At 67.5% G+C, this 18,455-nt stretch carries 13 protein-coding genes; 3 read left to right on the forward strand and 10 right to left on the reverse strand.

What is annotated here, in order from left to right:
* Window positions 1-79: 79 nt before the first annotated feature.
* Window positions 80-1,063 (reverse strand): CsgG/HfaB family protein, encoded by a 984-nt coding sequence (locus EO174_RS05300; RefSeq protein WP_104583777.1) that lies wholly within the window; start codon window positions 1,061-1,063, stop codon window positions 80-82.
* 287 nt (window positions 1,064-1,350) lie between these two features.
* On the opposite strand from EO174_RS05300, the gene EO174_RS05305 reads away from it, so the two are divergent.
* Entirely contained in the window at window positions 1,351-2,412 is a 1,062-nt protein-coding gene (locus tag EO174_RS05305) for a lipid A deacylase LpxR family protein (RefSeq protein WP_104583776.1), read from the forward strand.
* A gap of 146 nt (window positions 2,413-2,558) precedes the next feature.
* On the opposite strand, the gene EO174_RS05310 is transcribed toward EO174_RS05305, so the two are convergent.
* From EO174_RS05310 to EO174_RS05350, 9 genes are all read right to left on the reverse strand, one after another.
* Entirely contained in the window at window positions 2,559-3,764 is a 1,206-nt protein-coding gene (locus EO174_RS05310) for a D-alanyl-D-alanine carboxypeptidase family protein (protein ID WP_104583775.1), read from the reverse strand.
* A gap of 260 nt (window positions 3,765-4,024) precedes the next feature.
* On the reverse strand, window positions 4,025-5,440 hold the full coding sequence (locus EO174_RS05315) for a septal ring lytic transglycosylase RlpA family protein (RefSeq protein WP_126942848.1): 1,416 nt from the start codon (window positions 5,438-5,440) through the stop codon (window positions 4,025-4,027).
* Entirely contained in the window at window positions 5,437-6,576 is a 1,140-nt protein-coding gene (mltB, locus tag EO174_RS05320) for a lytic murein transglycosylase B (protein WP_126942851.1), read from the reverse strand. The genes EO174_RS05315 and mltB overlap by 4 nt, the downstream gene beginning before the upstream one ends.
* A 332-nt stretch (window positions 6,577-6,908) precedes the next feature.
* Window positions 6,909-8,309: a glycosyl hydrolase family 28 protein gene (locus tag EO174_RS05325; protein WP_126942854.1), complete on the reverse strand. Its 1,401-nt coding sequence runs from the start codon at window positions 8,307-8,309 to the stop codon at window positions 6,909-6,911.
* A 318-nt stretch (window positions 8,310-8,627) separates the two neighbouring features.
* Window positions 8,628-9,746 (reverse strand): rod shape-determining protein RodA, encoded by a 1,119-nt coding sequence (gene rodA / locus EO174_RS05330; RefSeq protein WP_104583771.1) that lies wholly within the window; start codon window positions 9,744-9,746, stop codon window positions 8,628-8,630.
* The gene (gene mrdA, locus EO174_RS05335; RefSeq protein ID WP_115676004.1) at window positions 9,743-11,803 is read right to left on the reverse strand and encodes a penicillin-binding protein 2; all 2,061 of its coding nucleotides are present in this window, start codon (window positions 11,801-11,803) and stop codon (window positions 9,743-9,745) included. Before mrdA ends, rodA begins: the two co-directional genes overlap by 4 nt.
* Before the next feature lie 3 nt (window positions 11,804-11,806).
* Window positions 11,807-12,292, reverse strand: a complete 486-nt coding sequence (gene mreD, locus EO174_RS05340) for a rod shape-determining protein MreD (protein WP_104583769.1) — start codon at window positions 12,290-12,292, stop codon at window positions 11,807-11,809.
* The gene (gene mreC, locus EO174_RS05345) at window positions 12,289-13,551 is read right to left on the reverse strand and encodes a rod shape-determining protein MreC (protein ID WP_126942857.1); all 1,263 of its coding nucleotides are present in this window, start codon (window positions 13,549-13,551) and stop codon (window positions 12,289-12,291) included. Before mreC ends, mreD begins: the two co-directional genes overlap by 4 nt.
* A 172-nt stretch (window positions 13,552-13,723) precedes the next feature.
* Window positions 13,724-14,770 (reverse strand): rod shape-determining protein, encoded by a 1,047-nt coding sequence (locus EO174_RS05350; protein ID WP_006452025.1) that lies wholly within the window; start codon window positions 14,768-14,770, stop codon window positions 13,724-13,726.
* 286 nt (window positions 14,771-15,056) lie between these two features.
* On the opposite strand from EO174_RS05350, the gene EO174_RS05355 reads away from it, so the two are divergent.
* Together EO174_RS05355 and EO174_RS05360 are read left to right on the forward strand one after the other, a co-directional pair.
* A complete protein-coding gene (locus EO174_RS05355) occupies window positions 15,057-15,989 on the forward strand; it encodes a carbohydrate kinase family protein (protein ID WP_104649225.1) in 933 nt (310 codons plus the stop codon).
* A gap of 456 nt (window positions 15,990-16,445) precedes the next feature.
* Complete coding sequence (locus tag EO174_RS05360; RefSeq protein ID WP_104583766.1) at window positions 16,446-18,419, forward strand: sigma-54-dependent Fis family transcriptional regulator; 1,974 nt, start codon at window positions 16,446-16,448, stop codon at window positions 18,417-18,419.
* Window positions 18,420-18,455: the final 36 nt, after the last annotated feature.

Raw genomic sequence — 18,455 nt, forward strand, 5'->3', positions numbered from 1 at the left:
TGGGAAAGAACAACGGGGCCATCGGGGCCCCGTCGTTTCACGCCAAACGCGTCACGCCCGGCATGGATGGCGCTATTGCTTATTTGGACAGTTCCAGCATGGCCGACGAGACCCAGCCACGATTGCCCATTTCGTCTTCGACTTCCCACATGACGCCTTCCTTGGTGCCGGTCGGGTACAGCATCATGCCCGGCTCCAACGTGCGCACGGCCGCGCCAGTGCCCTTGGCATTGCCCAACAGACGCCCCGCACGGGTCACGGTCACAGCCTGCTGCACATTGGATGCAGCCGCGTTGCCGGACAGACCGCCGAGCTGGGTGACGACGTCGGTGTAAGCCTGCAGATAGGCCAGGGTGATCACCTGGCCGATCTCGGTGTTGGCATAACCGCCGGCACCGGCCGCGCCGTAGTCGCCGCCGGTGAAGACGTTGCCACGCGCGCCCCAGCCCAGGTCGGTCTTCTTCGCGTTGCCTTCGGCCATGGCGACCTGTTCGGAGGAGCGCACATCGGTGATGGTCAGCACCACGTCAGCGGTCTTCTTGTTGAGGTTCAGGCCACCGACCAGGTTGCCGGCATTGCCACCCACCAGGCCGCCCAGCATGCCGGCAATGGCACTGCCGCCGGCATTGTGGTTCTGCGAAATGAGGTCCGGCGTCATCACATAATCGGCTGCGCGGATCTGGCCCTTGCCCACGTTGGAACGTGCGCGCAGATCGCCGTTTGCCGCCATATCGCGCTCGCGCTGCGATGCCGCCATGCCCGCGCCACGGTCCACCAGGGTGAAGCAGCGCGAACGGTTGACGAAGACCTTGATCAACTTGGATGGCGCCGGCAATTGCTGACCGGACCACCAGTTGACTGCGTCCTCCGGCTCGATCACCGACAGGCTGCCCAGCGGCTTGGCACACACCGGGATCTGCGCGACGGCATCCTTGCGCTGATCCTGTGCGGAGCCCTTGAAGGCATCCTTCAGTCCGGCCAGGGCCGGCGCGCTGACGCTGGCCAGTGCAATGCCCACCACGCCGGACAACAGCGCTGCGCTCACAGAAATCGTCTTGCTCATATTCTTCCCCTGACACCTGCGCTGCCGTCGGCAAACGCGATCCGTTGTGATGAAACGGCCTGAGAAGGCCGCCGTTCCTTGGGGCTGGTTTCCCCGGGGGCGGATCATATGCTATTCGCGCGAGCTTTTCATGGCCGTCATACCGCAAATGGAACGGACTGGTGTTCCAGACTCCGCCGCTGCATCCAGGCGGCTCGGGCATGATCCCTCCTGCACATTCACGCGGCGCAGCCGTGGCCGCAGGCACCTTTGCCCCACATCGTCCTTCTTACCTTCCCAGGCCCTCCATGCTTCGACCGCGCGCGTTGACCGCTGCCCTGCTGCTTTCTCTTTCCGGGCTGTCGATGCCGGCCCTGGCCGCCGACCAGTGCGACTCCAGCAGGATGAGCCGGACCCCGCCGGCGGTGAACTTCCGGGTCGACAATGACCTGTTCGGTGGGGAGGACCAGGATCAGGGCTACTCCAATGGTGCGGTACTGACGCTGGTCTCGCCCAACCTGGTCGACTACACCGACGACCCCTGCCTGCCGCGCACCGCGCGCTGGGTCAACGGCTACCTGGAGCGCCTGCATCCGGGCGAGTTCGAGCAGCAGAACATGGTGTTCTCGATCGGGCAGGCGATTTTCACTCCCACCGATCCGACCCGCCGCGATGTGATCCCCGACGATCGCCCGTATGCGGGCATCCTGCTGGCGAGCTTCGGCTACAACGCGCGCAACGATGCGCAGCTGCGCACCACCCAGCTGCAGATCGGCGTGGTCGGCCCATGGGCATTTGCGCAGGAAGCGCAGGACGCCATTCACGACATCCTGGGCGACGAGAAGTTTCAGGGCTGGGACAACCAGCTGCACAACGAGCCGCTGATCAACCTGGTCCACGAGCGCATGCGCCGTTGGCCGGGCGATGCGGCGGTCAATGCGGACGGCTTCGGCTGGGACTTCATTTCGCATTGGGGCGGCTCGGTCGGCAACATGGCCACGCATCTGAATGCCGGTGGCGAGGCACGCTTTGGCTGGAAACTGCCGGACGACTTCGGCAGCACCCCGACCCGCCCGGCCGGCGAGAACACCGCCCCCAGCCGGCTCGGGCGCGCCAGCGGCTGGTCGGGCCATCTGTTCGTGACCACCGATGCGCGCTGGGTGTTGCGCGACATCACCCTGGACGGCAACACCTTCCGCAACAGCCACAGCGTGGACAAGCGCGCGTTCGTGGGCGATGTCGGCTACGGCCTGGCGGTGATGTACGGCCGCTGGAAGTTCGCCATCGCCCGCTACCACCGCACCCGCGAATTCGACACCCAGCGCGAAACGCCGGTGTATGGCAGTTTCACGATCAGTCGGATGCTTTGAGGGCTGGGATTGGGGAGTCGGGATTGGGGAGTCGCAAGAGCGGGCTGATGGTGCTTTGCTTCTGCTCTCGCTCCTGCCAATCCCGAGTGCCCAATCCCCAATCCCCGCAAAGAAAAAAGCCGGCTTTCGCCGGCTTTTTCTTTGGATCACTCCGATTCCCACCACATCCAGAACGCATCCCAGAGGCGCTTGAAGAATCCGCCTTCTTCCACGGCATTGATGGCGACCAGCGGGGCCTGGGCGATGATCTTGCCGTCCAGGCTGACCTTGACGGTGCCGATCTGCTGGCCCTGCTTGATCGGGGCCTGCAGGTTCTTGGCCACTTCCATGCTGGGCTTGAGATCGTTGTAGCGGCCGCGTTGCAGGCTGACCAGCAGCGGCTGGGCCACGCCGAGCTGCACTTCGTCCTGCTCGCCCTTCCAGACCTTCTGCTTGGTCACGACCTTGCCGGGCGCGTACAGGCTGTGGGTTTCGAAGAAGCGGAAGCCCCAGTTGAGCAGGGCCAGGCTGTCGTCGGCACGCTGGCGCTCGGACGAATCGCCCATCACCACCGCCACCAGGCGCTGGTCGCCGCGCTTGGCCGAGCTCAGCAGGCAGTAGCCGGCCTCGGAGGTGTGGCCGGTCTTGATGCCGTCCACCGCCGGGTCGCGCCACAACAGCAGGTTGCGGTTGTTCTGCTTGATGCTGCCGACCTGGAATTCCTTGATCTTGTTGTAGGCGTAGGTCTCCGGGTAGTCGCGCACCATCGCGCGGCCCAGCATGGCCAGGTCGTAGGCGGTGGAATGGTGGCCTTCGGCGCTGAGGCCGTGCGCGTTGACGAAGTAGGAGTCCTTCATGCCGATCTTGGCGGCGTAGCTGTTCATCAGCGAGGCGAAGGCCTCTTCGCTGCCGGCCACATGCTCGGCCAATGCGATCGCGGCATCGTTGCCGGACTGGATCGCCATGCCCTTTTCCATGTCTTCCAGACGCGCGGTCTGGTTGACCGGGAAACCGCTGTAGCTGCCGTCGGTGCCGGCGCCGCCCTCGCGCCAGGCGCGCTCGCTCATCATGACCTGGTCGTCGCGCTTGACCTTGCCGTTCTTGATTTCGGCAGCGACCACGTAGGATGTCATCACCTTGGTGATGCTGGCCGGCGCCAGCTGCTGGTGGATGTTTTCACCGGCCAGCACCTGCCCGGTGGCGTAATCCATCAGGATCCACGACTTGGACACGGCCGGGGCGGGTGCGGGCGGAACCGGGACGGCGGCCGGCGCAGCGGCAACGGCAGGCGTCGGCTGCGGCGCAGGCGTCTGGGCGCAGACCAGGCCAAAGGCGAACGTGGCCACCGCAGCGGCGGCGAAGCGGAATTTCATTGAAGAACGACTCCTGACGGGCCCGAAGGCTGGGTAATGCGAAATTGTAAGGCGCCGCGGCGATCAGGGCGACGCGCCAGCGGCCGCGCGCGCCTGCGCAGTTCAGCGATGGCGGCAGGTGGCGTGCCGAACGTGGCTGACGCACTGGGCGATCGAGCAAGCTGCATGGGGGCGCGTCGTGATCGCGGCTGCCCGACGATACCTTTCGAGAGCGGGCGGCGGCCTACCCGCCGACGCCCTGGCTGCAGGATCGATCGTAGCTAGTTGGCAACGATCTGCGGACGCCCGAAGCCCAGCCCGGCGATACGCTGCGCGATCTCCGAGGCATTGGCGTGGTCGCGCGCGTTGACGCGCAACCGCCACAAGGTACGGCCGCCGCTGACGATGTCGCTGACGCTGGCGCCGGCAATGCCGGCCGAGGCGAGCTGCGACAGCGCGCGGTTGGCGTTTTCGCGGCTGGCGAAACTGGCCACCTGCAGCAGGATGTCGCCCAATGCCGCCTCGGCCACGCTCGGCGCCTTGACCGGTACCGGTTCGCTCCTGAGCGGACGTGCTGGCGCGCTGTCGGCAGGCTTGATCGCCGCCACCGCGACCGGGGCGGCTGGCGCGACCGCTACCGGGACAGCCGAGGCAGGCCGCGGCGCGGCGGCAGCCGGCTTGCCGGTGGCCACGCGCACGCCCTGCGACTTCATCCAGGCATCGAAATTGTCGGCATTGCCGGGCTGGCGCGAGTCGGCCACGCGGTAGCGCCAACGCTCGCCCGCGGGAACCGCAGCAGTCCCGGCACTGCTTGCCACTGCGGCGGCGACCGGAGCGGCGGCGCTGGCGGCCCCTGCGCGCGGAGCGGCGGACGGCACTGTGCGGGTAGGCAGACGCTGCACCAGGCCATCGATCTGGCTGGCGCTGGCGGCCGGCCGTGCGGCGGCCACCGCGGTGCTGACCGGTGCGCTGCCGCTGCGGCGCTTGGCCAGCAGATTGCCGTTGTCGGCTTCGGTCAGGCCACGCACCTCGACGTTGCCGGTGCCCTTGCCGGTGATGCCCAGCTTGACCGCGGCGGCGTAGCTCAGATCGATCACGCGCCCGTCGTGGAACGGGCCGCGGTCGTTGACGCGCACCACCACCGAATCGCCGGTGTCGGTATTGGTCACCAACGCAAAGCTGGGCAGCGGCAAGGTCTTGTGCGCGGCGGTGAAGGCGTACATGTCGTAGACCTCCTTGTTGGAGGTCAGCCGGCCGTGGAACTTGCTGCCGTAATACGAGGCGGTTCCGCGTTCGACATAGTCGCCGGGGCTGTCCATCACCACGTAGCGCTTGCCCAGCACCTCATACGGCGAGCGGTTGCCCACCGCCGAGCGCGGCTCGTTGGTGACCAGCGGTTCGGGGATGCAGGCCACGTTGGGCACATGGTCCGGCGTGGTGTCCTTGACGCCGGGCTTGTACAAGCCGCCGGCGGTGTAGTCGCCGCGCGTGGACGGGTCTTCCTTGGCGGCCGCGTACGGCGAGGTCGAGGGGCAACCGGTGGCGACATACGCCGGCCCCTTGCCGTCGACCTTGACGCCCTTGATGGCGCCGCTTCCGCCGGTGCCGGCGCTCTTCTTCGGTGCACTGCTACAGGCCGCCAGGCCGAGCATCAGCGCCATCGGGATCAGCCACTTGGGGCCTGTCGTGCTGTTCATGCCGGGGGTAACTCCTTGCCGGCGATGGCCTCGGACAGCTGGAACACGGCCATCGCGTACATCTTGGAAATGTTGTAACGGGTGATCGCGTAGAAATTCTGGAAGCCCAGCCAGTACTGCTTGCCGTTGGCATCGTCCAGAGTGATCGGCGTGGCGGTAGTGCCGGCCACCACCGGCGCATCGGGGTGGTAGCCGCGCGCGGACAGATCGGCCAGCGTGTGCACCGGCGACCAGTCGGTGGGATTGAATTCCTCGTGGCCTGCGGCCAGCGTGGCCGGCACCGCGACCTGACCACCGCGCACCCAGCCGCCCTTCTTGACGAAGTAGTTGGCCACCGAGGCGAACACGTCGTTGTGGTCGGTGAACAGGTTGCGCTTGCCGTCGGCATCGCCATCGACGGCGAACTGGCGGTAGCTGGACGGCATGAACTGGCCCATGCCCATCGCGCCTGCATAGCTGCCGATCAGCGTGGTGACATCGAGCTGCTCTTCCTTGCCGAGCGCGAACAGCTGGCCGAGTTCATCGCGGAAGAACAGCTCCCGACGCACTTCGCGTTCGAGCTTGGCCGGGTCGCCGCTACGCGGGTAGCGGAAGGCCAGCGTGTACAGCGCGTCCAGCACGCGGTACTTGCCGGCATTGCTGCCGTAACTGGTTTCTACCCCGATGATGGCCACGATCACCTGCGCCGGCACGCCGGTGGCGGCTTCGACCTTGCTCAGCTCTGTACGATGCTCGGCCAGGAACTTGCGGCCGCCATCGATGCGCGCCTGGGTGATGAACATCGGGCGGTATTCGTTCCACGGCTTGACCCGCTCGGCCGGGCGCGACATCGCGGTGACGATGGCGTCCTTGAACTGCGCCTGCGCCAGCACCGCTTCGATCTGTGCGGCGTCGATGCCGTACTTGGCGGCGGTGTCGCGCACGAAGTTGGCACGGGCGATCTCGAACGGCACCGGGGTCAGGTCCACCGGCGGCAGCGCGGGCGCTTCGGCAGCCGCACTGACGGGCGCGACCGGGGTGCTCGGCGGCTTGGCCGGGGGCGCGCTGGCGGCCGGCGGCGGGGTCGGAGGGCTGGGCTGGGTCGCGCAGGCGACAAGGCCGAGAGTGAGCAGGCAGGTCAAAGTGCGTCGAATCATCGGCCGAGGGTAACAGAGAACAGATGAACTTCTGGCAATAAGGCCATGAAAGGAAAGAGCTTTGAGTGGCGGGGATTCGGGATTCGGGATTCGGGATTGGCCGGTGCCGCGCGGAATGGGGAATGGGGAATTAGGAATGGAGATAAGGGGTGCTGCGCGTGTGCGGCCCCGGATTTGCTGTCACGGCAGGCTGGGGCTGGCCAGGCGTCGGGTTCGGCGCCGTGCCAGGCGGCCTGCTTTGGTTTCTCCACCTGGCGGCCTGATCGGCCGCCTTGGGTCCCCTCGCTGGCACTTCAGCCGTCAGGCGCGGCCGGGTGGCCGCGCCTGGTTGATTACAGGGCCGGGAAGCGCGGTGCGGTCGAGCAGGTGGGCACGCTGCCGCCGAGTTGCACGGTGGGCGTGGTGACATTGCTGCCGGTCGGGGTGAGCGCGCTGTTGCTGAGCCCGATCCGCGCGTCGCTGGCGGTGACCGCGGTATTGCCGGTGGCCACGTTGGCCAGTGTCAGGTCCAGCGGCGTCTGCGCATCGAAACCTTTCAGGATCCAGCCCTTGCCCTTGAGGCCGGCATCGCCGGTGGTGCGCAGGCCGTTGACGACGATGTCGCTGAAGCTGGGCTTGGTGCCGCTGCCGCCGGTCGCATAGAACGGGTTGATTACCAGCGGGCTGGTCACCCCGTACAGGCAGGTATTGCGATAGGTCACCAGGCTGACCGGGCCGCCCTTGGCCAGGCTGGTCTTGATGCGCAGCCCGGTGTTGTCGGTGCTGCGATTGCCGGCATCGTCGCTGGCCGTGATGGCGTTGTTGTCGACCAGCACGTTGTTGACCCCGGACATCACCTCGCTGCCGATCGAGATGCCGTGGGTGCCGTAGCAGCGGTTGTCGCGCACGCTGATGTTGCCGGACCTGGACGCAATGGTCTTGATCGCCACGCAGTCGTCGCCGCCCATCACATCGTTGTCGACCAGGCTGGCGTTGACCACGCTGTCCAGGTCCAGGCCGTCGGTGTTGGGGCTGGTCGCCGGCGATTTCACCCGCACGCCCCAGATGGTCAGGCCATCGACGATGTGCGCGAAGAAATGAAAGTACGCCGCGTTGATCAGATTGACGTGGTAAAGGGTGAACGTGGTGGAGTTCTGCACCTTGATCAGGTCCGGGCTGTTCTGCACCTGGCCGGCAGTCTTGGCGTTTTCGCCGAATTGCCACCAGGTGGTGGTCCTGCCGAGCATGGGCAGGTCGCCACGCCCATCGATCGTGCCCTGCCGCCCGCCGGTGCGTACGCCCATCACGCCGGACCTGGCGCCCTTGATGCCGATCAGCGGCAGGCAGCCACCGCTCTTGGCGCCCGCAACGCCGCAACCGCTGCCGTAATCGGCCGGATTGCGCGAGCCGTACAGGGTCACGCCCTGATCGACGACCAGGGTGACGCCGGTGGGAATCGTCAGCGGGCCGCTGAGAAACGCGTCGCCGGTGCCGGCCTTGAGCAGCACGCTGCCGTTCTTGCCGGTGCAGGCCGTCAACGCGGCCTGGATGGTCTTGGTATCAGGCGGCGCGCTTTCCAGCGCGGCATCGAACAGGCGCCCGCTCGGCGTGTGGCTGGCGCTCACCGCCTGGCAGGTGGCAGGAATCGCCGGCTCGGACACGGCGCGCGCATCGCCGCTGGCAAGGGAGATGGCGCCGGCGTGTGCAGCGAACGTCAGACAGACACCGCCGAGGGCGGCGCTTAGCAATTTCATGGAAGAGGTCACCGGAAAGAGGAATGGTGCGCGCCTGCAACTGCAACGCGACGCAACCGCGGGCAGACAGCGGCGCATCGGACTCTACGGAGCAATGCCCTCATGCACAGAAGGCGAGCGAACCCGATGCCGCATGCGCGAAGCGGCCCTGCGCCGGCATGTCGTCATTGCAACGCAGCGCGCACAACCGCACGCGCCTTGCGCAGCGTCAGCTGCGTGTCATGCGCCTGTCGCACACGGCGTGGTGCACCTGGTCAGCCTCGATTCGTTCTGGCGAGGCGGGTACGCCTGCCACTCTGGGCTGCAGCACGCGCCGGCTCAGTACCCATGCACCGGACGGTGCGTCTTGACCGCCATCACCAGGCCCAGGCCGGCCAGCAGCGACACCGCCGAGGTGCCGCCGTAACTCATCAGCGGCATCGGCACGCCCACCACCGGCAGCAGGCCGGAAATCATGCCGCCGTTGACCAGCACGTAGACGAAGAAGGCCAGCCCGGTGGCACCGGCGACCAGGCGCGAATAGGTGTCGCGCGCCTGCGAGGCGATCCACAGGCAGCGCGCGATCACGATCAGGTACAGGCTGAGCACGGTCGCCACGCCGATCCAGCCGAATTCTTCACTGAGGACCGAGAACGCAAAGTCGGTGGTCTGTTCGGGGATGAAGTTCAGGTGCGACTGCGACCCCAGCCCCCAGCCCTTGCCGTCGAAGCCGCCGGAACCGATCGCGATCTTGGACTGGATGATGTTCCAGCCGGCGCCCAGCGCATCGTTTTCCGGATTGAGGAACATCATGATGCGGTCCTTCTGGTACGGCCGCAGCAGCCAGAACCAGGCCACCGGCGCGGCCGCCGAGACGCCACCCACGCCCACTGCCACCCACCACCACGGCAGGCCGGCCAGCAGCAGCACGAACACGCCGCTGGCGGCGATCAGCACGCCGGTGCCGAAGTCCGGCTGCAGCATGATCAGGGCCGTCGGCACGCCGATGATCACGCCGGTCACCAGCACGGTGGAGATGCGCGGCGGCAACGGCATGCGGTGCAGATACCAGGCCGCCATCATCGGCAGGCTGATCTTGAGCAACTCGGCCGGCTGCAGGTAGAACAGTTTCAGATCCAGCCACTGGCGGCCGTATTTGCCGGTGCCTAGCGCGAATACCGCCAGCAACGGCAGCATCGACAGGCCGTACACCCATGGCGTCCAGGCGCGCAGGCGCAGCACCGACATGCGCGAAATGCCCCACATCGCGGCCAGGCCGATGACAAAGCGCACGGCTTGCGCCATCACCAGGTGATCGCCGTTGGCGGCGCCGCCGGCGCTCTTGAGCACCGACAGACCGATCACCATCAGCGCCCCCAGCGCCAGGCACAGCACCCAGTCCAGGCTGCGCGTGAAGCGCGCCACCATGTCCACCAGCCAGCGCAGGATGTCACTCAATGGTCGGTCTCCTGGACCGCATCGGGCACATCCGGCACCACCGGCTGCGCCGGCGTATTGGGGTCCAGGGCCACCGCGGTCTGGCCGATCACCACCGGCAGCTCGGCCAGCGTGGCTGCCGCCGCATCGCCGGCCTGGCGCGCATCGGTGGCGCCGGCTTCGAACTGGTTGACGCCCACCGCGGTCATGCCCAGCTCGCTGTCCAGCGGCTCCAGGCCGGCGGGCAGCTTGCCGAGCAGCCAGGCGTCGAAGATCTTGCGTGCGATCGGCGCGGCCGAACTGGTGCCGAACCCGCCGCCCTCCACCGCCACCGCCACCGCGATGACCGGGTTGTCGGCCGGGGCGAAGCCGACGAACAGGCCACGGTGACGCAGATGCAGCGGCAGGCTGCGCGGATCCACCGCGGCCACGCCCTTGCGGCTGACCACCTGCGCGGTGCCGGTCTTGCCGGCCATCTGGTACGGCGCGCCGGGGGTGATCGCATAGCCGGTGCCGCCCGGACGCATGGTGTCCATCATGCCCTCGCGCACCACCTGCAGGTGCGCCGCGCTCGGGCTGATCGGCTTGCCCGGCGGCTGGATCATCGGCTGCCAGGGGTGGTCGAAGCCGGTGCGCTCCTCCAGCACCAGGTGCGGGCGCAGCAGCAGCCCGCTGGCGATCGCCGACACCCCGCGCGCCAGCTGCAGCGGCGTGACCTTCCAGTCACCCTGGCCGATGGCGATGTTGACGGTATCACCGGGGTACCAGCGTTCCTTGCGGGTCTTGTACTTGTAGGCCGGCGACGGCAGGATGCCGCCGATCTCGCCGAGCAGGTCCACCCCGGTCGGTTGACCGAAACCGTACTCGCCCATGTAGTGGTCGAACCGATCGATGCCCATGTCCACCGCCAGGCGGTAGTAGTAGGTATTGACCGACTGGGCGATCGACTTGCGTAGATCGGTCCAGCCATGGCCGCCGCGGTGCGAGTCGCCCCAGCCGCGGCTGACCCCGGGCAGGTAGAACATGCCGGTGGACAGCACCCGGTCTTCCGGCCGGCGCAGGCCGCTGTCCAGCCCGGCCAGCGCGATCAGCGGCTTGAGCGTGGAGCCCGGCGCCACCCCGCCCAGCACCAGCCGGTTGAACTGCGGCCGCGACGGGTTGTCGTTGAGCATCTTGAAGTCGGTGTGCGAGATGCCGTTGACGAACAGGTTGGGGTCGTAGCTGGGCAGGCTGACCATGCCCAGGATCTCGCCGGTGCGCGGGTCCATCGCGATCGCCGCGCCTTCGTGCTCGCCGAACGCGGCCACCATCGCGCGCTGCAGGTCGGCATCCACCGACAGCCGCAGGTCCGCGCCCGACTGCGGCGCGACCCGGCCGACGGTGCGGATCGCCCGCCCCTGCACATTGGTTTCGACCTGCTCGTAACCGACCTGGCCGCGCAGATCCTGCTCGTAGTAGCGCTCCAGCCCGGACTTGCCCATGTGGGTGAGCGCGGCATTGCCCTCGCCCAGCACCGCCAGGTCCTTCTCGTCGATGCGGCCGACGTAGCCGATGATGTGCGCGAACAACGGCCCGTACGGGTAACGCCGGGTCAGGTACGGCTCCAGCTCCACGCCGGGAAAGCGCCAGCGCTCCACCGCAAAGCGCGCCATTTCCTCATCGCTCATGCGCAGCTTGAGCGTGACCGGCAGGAAGCTGCGGCGCGCGCGGCGCTCGCGATTGAAACGTTCCAGGTCCTCCGGCGCGATCGGGATCACCTTGCCCAACGCGGCCAGCATGGCGTTCATGTCGGTGACCTTGTCCGGGGTCACGTCCAGGCGGAAGGCCGGCACGTTCTCGGCCAGCAGCCGGCCGGTGCGGTCGTAGATCATGCCGCGCCCCGGCACCACCGGCTTGGGCTTGATGCGGTTGGCTTCCGAGCGGGTGGCGTAGACCTCGTGGTCGAGCACCTGCAGCTTGAAGTACCAGCCGCCCAGGCCGACCAGGCAGATCACCACCATCACAAAGCCCAGCACCGCACGCCGGCGGAACTGCTCGGCCTCCGCGTGCGGGTTCTTGGGGTGACGACGCCCGTGCATGGCTTACTTCTTGCTCCGCTTGCCCAGCCGTACCGCATCCAGCAACACGAACAGCGGCGGCCACAGCGCCATGCCCAGCAGCGGCGCCCACCAGTAGCTCCACGGCAGGGTCGGCTCGCCCACCGCCAGATGCACCGCCGAGGAGACGATGCGGTCGTTGAGCAGCAGCCCGCCGATCGCCAGCGCCTGCTGCGAGACCGGGAAGAAGCGCATCCGCGCGCGGAAGCGCTGCAGGATGAAGGTCATGATCACCAGCCGCAGCGCCTGTTCGCCGAGCAGCCCGCCATACAGCAGGTCCGCCAGCACACCGGCCACGAAGGCGATGCCCAGCCCGACCCGGTCCGGCTCCTCGATCACCCAGTACGCCAGCACCAGCGCCAGCCAGTACGGACGCAGCGGCTGCACCACCACCGGCAGCGGCAGCAGGCCCAGTACCAGCGCGATGAGGATGCTCGCCGGCAGGATCCAGGTGTTGCGCATGCGGGTCATTGCTCCGTCTCCTGCGGAGACGGACGGGATTGGGGATTGGGGATTGGGGAGTGGTTGGAAGCCGCGCCCTGCGGCGGGGCCGGACGGGAATCGGGATTGGAGCCGTTGGATGGGGTCGATGAGGGACGGCGGGCGGGCGTGCTGGCCGGGCGGCTGGACGCTGGCGCGCGGGCCGGCTGCGCGCCGGGCGTGGCAGATGTCGATGCGGACCGTGGGCGCGGCGCGGCGCCAGTGCCCGATGCCGCTTCGGCCGTCGGGCGTGCCGGATCAATCGCTGGGTTGGACACTCCGCCCGCCGGCGTGCGTGGTGTTGCGGTCACCGGCGCGCTCGCTGGCGCGCTGGTGGTCGCTGCCTGGACACCGTTGCCGTTGCGAATCCCGTCTCCCGAATCCCCAATCCCGGCCCCAGGCACCACGCGTAGCGGCTTGCCTGCACGCAGCAACAGCACATCGCGGCCGCGATCGAGCTTGGCGGCCGGGGTCAGTTCGCCGACCAGGAAGGCGTGGGTGTCGTCCGGATGCAGTTCGGACACCTTGCCGACCGGGAAGCCGGCCGGAAAGCGGCCGCCGAGGCCGGAGGTGACGATCTCGTCGCCCACCTGCACGCCGGCACTGAGCGGGATGTCGCGCAGTTCCAGCCGGTCGCCGCGGCCGTAGACGATCAGGCGCACGCCGTTGCGCGCCACGCTGACCGGCACCGCGTGGTCGGGGTCGGTCAGCAGCAGCACGGTCGAATGCAGCGGAGTCACCTCGATCACCTGGCCCATCAGCCCGCCGGCATCGATCACCGCCTGGCCCATCAGCACGCCATCGCGGCTGCCGGCATCCAGCAGCAGGCGCTGCCGGGTCGGGTCCAGGTCGATATCCAGGATCGGCGCAAGCTGCACGTCCAGGCCGCGGCGCTCGGCCACGTTGAGCAGTTCGCGCAGCTGCGCATTGTCCAGCGCGGCGGTCTGCAGCCGGGTCAGGCGCGCATTGGCCACCAGCAGCTGGTTGCGCAGGTCGCGGGTTTCTTCCACCAGTTGCGCGTGGGTGGCGGCGTTGTCGCGCACCTGCGAGCCGATCCGCCCCGGCAACCCGGCCACGGCCCAGATCGGCTGGATCAGCAGGTTGGCCTGCAGGCGCACCTGGCTCAGCCAGCCCCCCCGGCTATCGAGCGCGATCAGCACGATCGCCAGCACCAGATAGACCAGCAGCCGCAGCGTGGAGGTGACTTCGCCCGGACGGGAGGCGACGGGAGGACCGGCGTAGGAGGGCACTGTCAGGGCCGGGAATGGGGAATCGGGAATGGAGAATCGGGAAGCAGTGTGCTGCCCCCGAGACGGTTGAGGCGAAAACTCACATGGGCGGGACCGCGTCGCAACCGCTCAGGAGCGCGGGCAGGGAATGCTTTCACGATTCCCTACTCCCGATTCCCGATTCCCGGATCCATCACTCCGGCGCGAAGAACTCGTTGCCATGCATGTCCACCAGCTCCAGCGCGCGACCGCCGCCGCGGGCCACGCAGGTGAGCGGGTCGTCGGCGACCTGCACGTGCAGGCCGGTTTCTTCGGAGATCAGGCGGTCCAGGTCGCGCAGCAGCGCGCCGCCACCGGTGAGCACGATGCCGCGCTCGGCCACGTCGGCACACAGTTCCGGCGGGGTCTGTTCCAGCGCCAGCTTGACCGCCGAGATGATGCCCGACAGCGGCTCGTGCAATGCCTCGAGCACCTCGTTGGAGTTGATCTTGATCATCTTCGGCACGCCTTCGGCAAGATTGCGGCCGGAGATTTCCATCTCCTGCACCTCGTCCTGCGGGTAGGCGCAGCCGATCTGCAGCTTGATGCGCTCGGCGGTGGCTTCACCGATCAGCATGCCGTGGTTGCGGCGCACGTAGTTGGTGATCGACTCGTCGAAGCGGTCGCCGCCCACGCGTACCGACTGCGAGTAGACGATGCCGTTGAGCGAGATCACCGCCACCTCGGTGGTGCCGCCGCCGATGTCGATGACCATCGAACCGCGCGCCTCGGTCACCGGCATGCCGGCACCGATCGCCGCGGCCATGGGTTCTTCGATCAGGTAGACGTCGCGCGCGCCGGCTTCTTCCGCCGATTCCTTGATGGCGCGGCGCTCGACCTGGGTGGAACCGGCCGGCACGCACACCAGCACGCGCGGGCTCGGGCGCAGGAAGCGCGACTTGTGCACCTTCTTGATGAAGTGCTTCAGCATTGCCTCGGTGTAGGTGAAGTCGGCGATGACGCCGTCCTTCATCGGGCGGATCGTGGTGATGTGGCCCGGGGTGCGGCCGAGCATCTGCTTGGCCTCGGCGCCGACGGCAGCCACCGAGCGCGTGCCGCCGATGGCGCGGTCCTGACGCACCGCCACCACCGAAGGTTCATTCAGCACAATGCCCTGTCCGCGCACGTAGATCAGCGTATTGGCCGTGCCCAGGTCGATGGACAGGTCGTTGGAGAACATGCCGCGGAGTTTCTTGAACATCGAGGGAGCCGTTCCTGAAAGAGTCGCTTGCCCTGTCGCCGATGCAGAACCAACTGGTCGATAAGCGGGCAGAAAACGAAGTCCACTAGCCTAGCAATCCCCCCCGGTGCGGGCAAGGAAAAATCGGCCGTTTCGGCGTGGTTTTCATGTGCCGGTCACGCCGGGCATGGCATGCGGTTGTGGCCCTGATCGATCGCAGCCGTTACCCTTTGCGCCGCGGCGCTCGCGCCGTCCCGCCGCCATGCCGGCAACTGGCGGGTATTTCCCAACGCAAAGGCCCGACTCGATGTCCGCACTGATCTGTGGTTCCCTCGCCTACGACACCATCATGGTGTTTCCGGACCAGTTCAAGAACCACATCCTGCCGGACAAGGTGCACATCCTGAATGTGTCGTTCCTGGTCCCGCGCATGCGCCGCGAGTTCGGCGGTTGCGCCGGCAACATCGCCTACAACCTGCATCTGCTCGGCGGCGCGCCGATCCCGATGGGCACCGTCGGCCAGGATTTCGGCCCGTATCGCGAACACTTCGAGGCGCTGGGCATCGACCTGTCGCGGGTGAAGATCATCGACGAGCTATTCACCCCGCAGGCCTTCATCACCACCGACCACGACAACAACCAGATCACCGCCTTCCATCCGGGCGCGATGATGCGTAGCTACGAAAACCATGTGAAGGACGTGCCGGGCGTGACCCTGGGCCTGGTCGGCCCGGACGGGCGCGAGGGCATGATCCAGAATGCAGAAGAGTTCGCTGCCGCCGGCATTCCCTTCATCTTCGATCCCGGCCAGGCGATGCCGTTGTTCAACGGCCCGGAACTGCGCCAATTCATCGAACAGGCCGACTACGTGGTGGTCAACGACTACGAGTCCAACCTGCTGCAGGAACGCACCGGCTGGAACGAAAAGGACATCGTCTCGCGCGTGCAGGCCTACATCACCACCCAGGGCCCGAAGGGCGCGCTGGTGCATACGCCGGAAAAGACCTACGACATCCCGCCGGCGCACGAGCGCCGCGTGGTCGATCCGACCGGCTGCGGCGACGCCTTCCGCGCCGGGCTGATCTACGGCATCCAGGGCGGCTACGACTGGCTGACGATCGGGCGGATGGGCAACCTGATGGGCGCGCTGAAGGTGGAGCATCCGGGCACGCAGAATCAGCGGTTCGATTTCGGCGAGTTCAATGACCAGTTCAAGCAGCAGTTCGGCTACGCGCTCTGAGACGGCATCGGCGCTGATCAGCGCTTGCCCTTCTCGCCTCGGGAGAAGGTGCCCCGCAGGGGCGGATGAGGGTACGGGCGAGGCCTCGTGCAGGTTGAACGGCACAAGGCCTCGCACCGTACCCTCACCCCAACCCTCTCCCGTAGGATGAGGGGCTCGGCAGTTCAACTATCAGCGCACACAGCAGTTCGGCTACGCGCCCTGACGCGGCACCGCCGCTGATCAGCGCTTTGCCCTTCTCCCCTCGGGAGAAGGTGCCCCGCAGGGGCGGATGAGGGTACGGGCGAAGCCTCGTGCAGGTTGAACAGCACCGGGCTTCGCACCGTACCCTCACCCCAGCCCCCTCTCCCGCAGGAGAGGGGCTCGTCTGCACCGCAATTTGCTGCAATGCAGTTTGAGCATGGCAGCGATCTGTGCCTCTACTGACGCTTCGCGCCCACTGAGGAACGCTGGCCCATGTCAGAGCCAAGCGTTGTCGCCGCCACGTCCATCGCCCTGCCCGAGATCGAACCGGATGCACTCCGGCAGATCCGCCGGCTGCGCGACATTGCGCCGCTTGCCGCACCACTGTCGCGCTCGTGGCGGCGCTGCCTGGACGATTACGCCTTGTTGCCCGAGGCAGCCCCCGAGCCGCTGGTGCACGATGCGCTGCACGTGCGCGAGCGCCAGCAACGTCTGGGCGATGTGCTGCGCATTGCCAAGGTGGAGATGGAAAATCTCTACGAGCAGATCGCCGGCAGCGGCTATGCGGTGATCTTTGCCGACGCCGAGGCGACCGTGCTGCACAGCGTGCACGACCCGACCCTGCTGCGCGAATTCCGCCAGGCCGGTCTGTTCTGCGGCGCCAGCTGGGCCGAGTGCCATCAAGGCACCAACGGCCTGGGCACCTGCGCGGCCGAGCGCACTGCGGTGAGCGTGCATCGCGGCGAACATTATCTGACCCGCCATCTGCCGCTGTCGTGCAGCGGCGCGCCGATCCTGGACCCGCACGGCGGCCTGCTGGCGGTGCTGGATGCCTCCACCCCCAATGCGCAGGACGGCAAGCAGACCCAGCGCCACACCGTGGCGCTGGTGAGCATGTCGGCGGCGCAGATCTCGCGCTCGCATTTCCTCAACCAGTTCGGCCATGCCTTCATCCTGCGCTTCCATAGCCGGCCCGAGTTCGCCGGCCTGCTGCACGAGGCGCTGATTGCGATCGATACCGACGGTCGCGTGCTGGCAGTCAACGAGGCGGTGCTGGAGCAACTGGGCAAGCTCGATCGCAGCCAGCTGGTGGGCCGCAACATCGCGCAGGTGATGCAGCTGGATTTCGACACCCTCGAGCACCGCGCCGGCAGCGATGCCGGCACCTTGTGGTCGATCCGCTGCGCCTGCCACGGGCGGCGTTTCTACGCGCTGGTGCGCCCGCCGCGTGCGCGCCCCGCGCTGCCGGCGGTGGGCGGGCCGGCGCAGCTGGCGCCCGATACCGAACTGCAACCCGGCGAGCACGTCGGCTCGGACTCGCGCATGCGCCACAACCTGGCCAATGCGCTGAAGCTGGCCGCACATCGCGTATCGATCCTGCTGCGTGGCGATACCGGCACCGGCAAGGAGGAGTTCGCCAAGGCGGTGCATCGTGGCTCGCCGTGGGCCGGCGGCGCCTTCGTGGCGATCAACTGCGCGGCGATTCCCGAGGCGTTGATCGAGAGCGAATTGTTCGGGTATGCGCGCGGCGCATTCACCGATGCCGCGCGCGAAGGCCGCCACGGCAAGCTGCTGCAGGCCAGCGGCGGCACGCTGTTCCTGGACGAAATCGGCGACATGCCGCTGCCGTTGCAGAGCCGCCTGCTGCGTGTCCTGGAAGAACAATGCGTCACCCCGCTGGGCAGCGAACGCGCGGTGCCGCTGGAGCTGCACGTGATCAGTGCCAGCCACCGCGATCTGGCGCAGCGGGTGGCGGCTGGCGAGTTTCGCGAGGATCTGTATTACCGGCTCAATGGCGTGGTGCTGCATCTGCCGCCGCTACGCGAGCGCAGCGACAAGGCCGAGCTGATCCGCACCCTGCTGCGCGAGGAGAACAGCGAGCACAGCGTGCGCATCAGCGAAGAAGCGATGCACAAACTGCTGAGCTACGCATGGCCGGGCAACCTGCGCCAGTTGCGCAATGTGCTGCGCACGGCGGCGGTATTGTGCAGCGACGGGGTGATCCGCCTGCCCAACCTGCCGCAGGAAATCGTCGATGCCGGCAGCGCACCGTGCCTGGTCGATGGCCGCGCGGTGGCCGCCGACGACATGCCCGGCCGCGTCGCACTCGACCAGGCCGAACGCCTGGTGCTGCAGCAACAACTCGAACGCCACCGCTGGAACGTCAGCCGCACCGCCGATGCGCTGGGCATCAGCCGTAATACGCTTTATCGCAAGCTGCGCAAGCACGGCCTGGATACCGGTTGAATGGGGAATCGTAGAGCTAACGCCCTGCACTCACCT

It is taken from the genome of Xanthomonas sp. BRIP62418, assembly GCF_003993495.1.
In the GTDB taxonomy this organism is placed as follows: Bacteria; Pseudomonadota; Gammaproteobacteria; order Xanthomonadales; family Xanthomonadaceae; genus Xanthomonas; species Xanthomonas euroxanthea.